Genomic DNA, 4,854 nt, shown 5'->3' with positions numbered 1-4,854 from the left:
GTGTACTCGCCCTGAGATACGGGGTCTCGGCCGGCGGACGGGTCATCTCCGTGCAAGGCGTGGATCTTGGACTCGGCTTCCTCCACCGAACCATCGAGCTGCTGGTCGGCGGCCGGTACGGTCTGCGGTCGGTGGATCTGCCGTATCGACCCGTCGCCCCGATAGCCCGTTACGAGCGGTTCTTCGGAGCGCCGGTGCGCATTGCGCGTCCGGCCGCGAATTTACGGGTCCCGCGCAGCATCACAACCCTTCCCCTCTCCGGTGCGGACGAGAGTCTGATGCGGTTGGCAATGACCTTCCTGGCGGAACAGGCGCCGTCACACCCCGCGCTGCCGACCGGGACTCAGGTGCACGCGGCGTTGCAACAGTCGCTCGGCACCGCACCTGCGGAGATCGGCGTCGTCGCCAGGCTTCTCGCCGTGCATCCCCGCACGCTGCAACGCCGCCTCGCGGCTGAGGGCACGTCGTTTGCCGCCATTCTCGACGAGGTTCGTCGCAACCAAACCCACCGCTACCTGACCACCACCGACATGCCGATGAGTCAGATCGCGGCGCTGGTCGGGTTGAGCGAACAATCCACCCTGACCCGATGCTGCAGACGCTGGTGGGGTGCCACGCCGCGCGCAATCCGCCGCGGCGGTGCTGCGGCACCGTAACCGGGTGAAACTATCGGGCTGCTGATCAGAACCCAGCGCGGTGTCGCGCAAAGCGAAATTGTTGTCGTCTCACATCAAGTTCGCACGGATGTTGCCCAACAGACTGGCGGTCGAGCCAATTGTCGCGCCACTGTTGAAGGAGATCCGATGTCACTGTCCTCTTACAGGTTTACGGGGGCCACTGCGTTACTCACCGGTGCTGCGAGCGGTATGGGCGAGCAGATGGCATATGGGCTGGCTGCACGCGGCTGCAACCTGGTGCTGGTCGATAGGGACGCCGACCGCCTGGCTACAGTCGCCGAAGTGGTGCGGTTGGCCCGCCCCGACCTAGCGGTGGATACCTATGTCGTGGACCTCGCCGACCTCGACAGCCTGGAGGCAAAGACCTCGGCGATCCTCGCCCGGCATCCGAGCATCACACTGTTGATCAACAATGCCGGTGTCGCCCTGGGCGGAAATTTCCGAGACCTCACGGCTGAGGAATTCCAGTGGGTTCAAGACATCAACTTCCGCGCCCCGGTCGCCTTGACACGCTTGCTGCTCCCGACCTTGCTCGCCACACCGGGAAGCCACATCGTCAATGTTTCGAGCCTGTTCGGCCTCATCGCACCGCCCGGCCAAACCGCCTACGCCGCCAGCAAATTCGCGCTGCGTGGCTTCAGTGAAGCGCTGCGCCACGAGCTCGCCGACCAAGGAGTCGGAGTCACCACGGTGCATCCCGGGGGGATCCGCACCAGGATCGCGGAGAGCGTCCGGATCGCCGACTCGGCTTCCGAAGAACAGACACGAGCGGGCAAAGCGGCATTCGCCAAACTCCTCACCTATCCCGCAGACAAGGCTGCTGAGCAGATCCTCGACGGCATCGCCCGCCGGAAACCACGCGTATTGATTGCATCGTCCGCCGTCACGGCCGATCTGATAGCCCGCCTATTTCCGACCTCGTACCTGACGGTGATGCAGCGACTGAGTCCCCGCGGTACGCGCAAACGCCGAGCGGCGGCTCTGCGATGAGTTGGCTCGCCGAACTTTACCGGAACGGGGAATCCACAAGGACGGACACGGAATGAAGATTCGGGGCGCGGTACTCGAACACAGTGGGCAGACTCGACCATACGCACGGTCCCGGCCACTCGTCATCGACGAACTCGACCTCGACCCACCCGGGCCGGGCGAGGTCCTTGTTCGTATCGAGGCCGCCGGTATCTGCCACTCCGACCTGTCAGTCGTCGACGGCAATCGTCGCCGCCCCCTTCCGATGCTGCTCGGGCACGAAGCCGCCGGGCGAGTCGAGCTCCTCGGATCCGACGTCGACGACATCGCGATCGGACAGCGGGTGGTCATGACCTTTCTCCCGCGATGTGGATATTGTCTCGCCTGTGGCACCAACGGGCGATTGCCCTGCTCCGCGGGTAGCGCAGCCAACAACGACGCCATCCTCCTCGGAGGTGGAGTACGCCTGCGTCGCGGCGGGAAGGCGATCAACCATCATCTCGGGATATCCGGATTCGCCACCCACACAGTGGTCGACCGACGCTCAGTAGTTCCCATCGGCGACGACATACCGCCCGACATCGCTGCGGTACTCGGTTGCGCGGTGCTGACCGGCGGCGGCGCGGTGATCAATGCAGGCCGCCCGCAGCCGGGCGATGCGGTCATGGTCGTCGGGTTGGGTGGAGTGGGAATGGCGGCCCTGCTCACCGCAGTCGCGTTGGGCCACGGCGAGGTCATGGGTGTGGATCCGCTGCCCGACAAGCTCAGCCACGCACGCGCAGCCGGTGCCGCCGCTTGCACACCGCAAGAGGTGATCGAATCCGGGATCACCGCCGCCGTCGTCGTGGAGGCAGCAGGCAGTGCCCGCGCATTCGAGACCGCCGTGGCGGCGACCGCTCCAGGCGGGACAACCGTGACAGTCGGGCTGCCTGGACCCGAGATCCGCGCCACCATCGCGCCGTTGGGTCTGGTCTCGGGAGCACGCACGATCACCGGAAGCTATCTCGGTTCGGCGGTGCCCGAACGTGACATCCCGATCTTCGCGCAGATGTGGCGCGACGGTGTACTCCCGGTCGAGCAGCTGATCACCTCACGTATTCGACTGTCCGAAATCAATTCAGCCATGGACGAATTGGCCGACGGCAAAGCCGTTCGACAAATCATTGTCTTCGATCAAGATTGAGGCCCAGCAATTGAGCATCACAGCATCCACCATTCGTGACGTCGAGGCGCAGATGTACTACGGCGGGCAGTGGCGAGACGCACAGGGCGCCAGAACCTTTCAGGTCTTCGACCCTGCCACTGAGCTGCCCTTGGCCTCCGTGGCCGACGCGACGCCCGCCGACGCGCGCGCCGCTCTGAACTCCGCCGTCGTCGCCCAACGACACTGGGCTCGCACCGCACCTCGCACGCGATCGGAGATTCTGCGAAGAGCCTTCGAAGCCGTAACCGCCCGCGCGGAGGAATTCGCCTCACTCATCACTCTCGAGATGGGCAAACCGTTGGCCGAGGCGCGAGCCGAGGTCACCTACAGCGCAGAATTCCTGCGCTGGTTTGCCGAAGAAGCCGTGCGGGCAAATGGACGATTCGGCACCGCACCTGACGGCAAGACCCGACTACTCGTCAACAAACACCCTGTCGGGCCAACGCTGTTGATCACCCCATGGAACTTCCCACTGGCGATGGCCACCCGCAAGATCGCACCCGCCGTCGCGGCCGGCTGCACCATGGTACTCAAACCCGCCGCGCTCACACCGCTGACTTCACTCTTGCTGACCCGAGTCCTCGCCGAGGCCGGCCTTCCTCCAGGCGTGCTCAACGTGATTCCGACATCATCGGCGGCAGAAGCTGTTTCGGCGATCATTACCGACCCTCGGCTGCGGAAACTGTCGTTCACGGGTTCCACTCAGGTCGGTCGCCGTCTTCTCGCCGAGTCGTCAACACAAGTACTGCGGACCTCGATGGAGCTCGGCGGCAACGCACCGTTCCTTGTGTTCGACGACGCCGACATCGATGCCGCCGTCGAGGGCGCGATCGTCGCGAAACTACGCAACATGGGGCAGGCATGCACCGCAGCCAACCGCTTTCTGGTGCACGAATCGGTGGCCGCGGAGTTCACCGACAAACTCACCGAACGCGTGGCCGCCTTTGTCGTCGGGCCGGGCTCCGACCCCACCACCCAGATCGGACCACTGATCGATGAGGCTTCCCGCCGCAAGGTGCACGACCTCGTGCTCGACGCTGTCGAGCGTGGTGCCGTCGTTCGCGTCGGCGGTGCGCCACTTCCTGGACCCGGGCACTTCTATCCGCCGACCGTCCTAACCGACGTGGATCCCGGTTCCCGCCTGCTGCGCGAAGAAATCTTCGGACCTGTCGCACCGATCATCCGATTCGGCACCGAAGACGAGGCCATAGCAGCAGCAAACAGCACCGAGTACGGACTGGCCGCCTACGCCTACACTCGCGACACCGCCCGTGGCCTACGTCTGATGGAAGAGCTCGAAACCGGCATGCTCGGGCTCAACGTCGGTGTGGTGTCCAATCCCGCGGCACCGTTCGGAGGGGTTAAACAATCTGGTTTGGGCCGCGAGGGCGGATTCGAAGGCATCGAGGAATATCTGGAAATCAGGTACACCGCAGTGAGTGACCCCTACGCCTGAGAAAGATCCTTGACCGCGTGCACCTTTCACGCGGTCAAGGATCTGGCGTGCTGACGCGACCTGGCCTATTTGCCCTCGCATCGTCACGTGACTGCAGGGGTGATCACGTGCGTGGTCCGGTGCAGATGAACTTGGCGCATCCTGGCCGCGAATATTCCTGTGCAGATGCCCGGCCTGTGGTCGAGCGAATAGCGCGACTGTCCGGCCACGCCGGGCCGCTGGACTACGCATTTCTGATCGTCAGATGTCGGTGACAGCCGTATGGATGCCTTCGACTACCCGGATGATGTCAACGACCGCGATGATCTGTCCAAGTGTCGAGGAGGGCAGACCATCGACGGTCTGGACGAGACGACGCAATGAGCGATTGCTGAATTGCGCGACGATCTCAGCATCGCCGCGGTATCGAACCTTATCGCCGTGAGGACTACGGCGTGCACGTGGCATCGGAACTCCAATTCGCGCGCAGTGTTTCGAGCAGTCGGTCGTTCACCGCTGATGTTGAACGTCACGGTGGCGGGCGAGCTGTCTCGGCCAGAAATCGCATC

General features: G+C 64.1%; 5 protein-coding genes. 4 read left to right on the top strand and 1 reads right to left on the bottom strand.

The features are described 5' to 3' along the window. The 4 genes from ACFWF3_RS24470 to ACFWF3_RS24455 all read left to right on the top strand — a co-directional run. The coding region (locus ACFWF3_RS24470; RefSeq protein ID WP_379315478.1) for a helix-turn-helix domain-containing protein at positions 1-656 on the top strand (656 nt) is incomplete at its 5' end. Positions 657-803: 147 nt separating this feature from the next. Continuing rightward, entirely contained in the window at positions 804-1,667 is an 864-nt protein-coding gene (locus tag ACFWF3_RS24465) for an SDR family NAD(P)-dependent oxidoreductase (RefSeq protein WP_379315476.1), read from the top strand. Positions 1,668-1,719: 52 nt separating this feature from the next. Further along, positions 1,720-2,829 (top strand): alcohol dehydrogenase catalytic domain-containing protein, encoded by a 1,110-nt coding sequence (locus tag ACFWF3_RS24460; protein ID WP_378657518.1) that lies wholly within the window; start codon positions 1,720-1,722, stop codon positions 2,827-2,829. A 52-nt stretch (positions 2,830-2,881) separates the two neighbouring features. Beyond that, entirely contained in the window at positions 2,882-4,306 is a 1,425-nt protein-coding gene (locus ACFWF3_RS24455) for an NAD-dependent succinate-semialdehyde dehydrogenase (RefSeq protein WP_379315480.1), read from the top strand. Positions 4,307-4,546: 240 nt separating this feature from the next. Here the strand turns inward: ACFWF3_RS24455 and ACFWF3_RS24450 are convergent, their stop codons facing one another. After that, positions 4,547-4,753, bottom strand: a complete 207-nt coding sequence (locus ACFWF3_RS24450; RefSeq protein WP_379315474.1) for a hypothetical protein — start codon at positions 4,751-4,753, stop codon at positions 4,547-4,549. Positions 4,754-4,854 lie beyond the last annotated feature (101 nt).

It is taken from the genome of Nocardia sp. NPDC060220 (genome assembly GCF_042727815.1).
GTDB lineage: Bacteria > Actinomycetota > Actinomycetes > Mycobacteriales > Mycobacteriaceae > Nocardia.
This window is presented reverse-complemented; position numbering and strand designations above follow the sequence as displayed.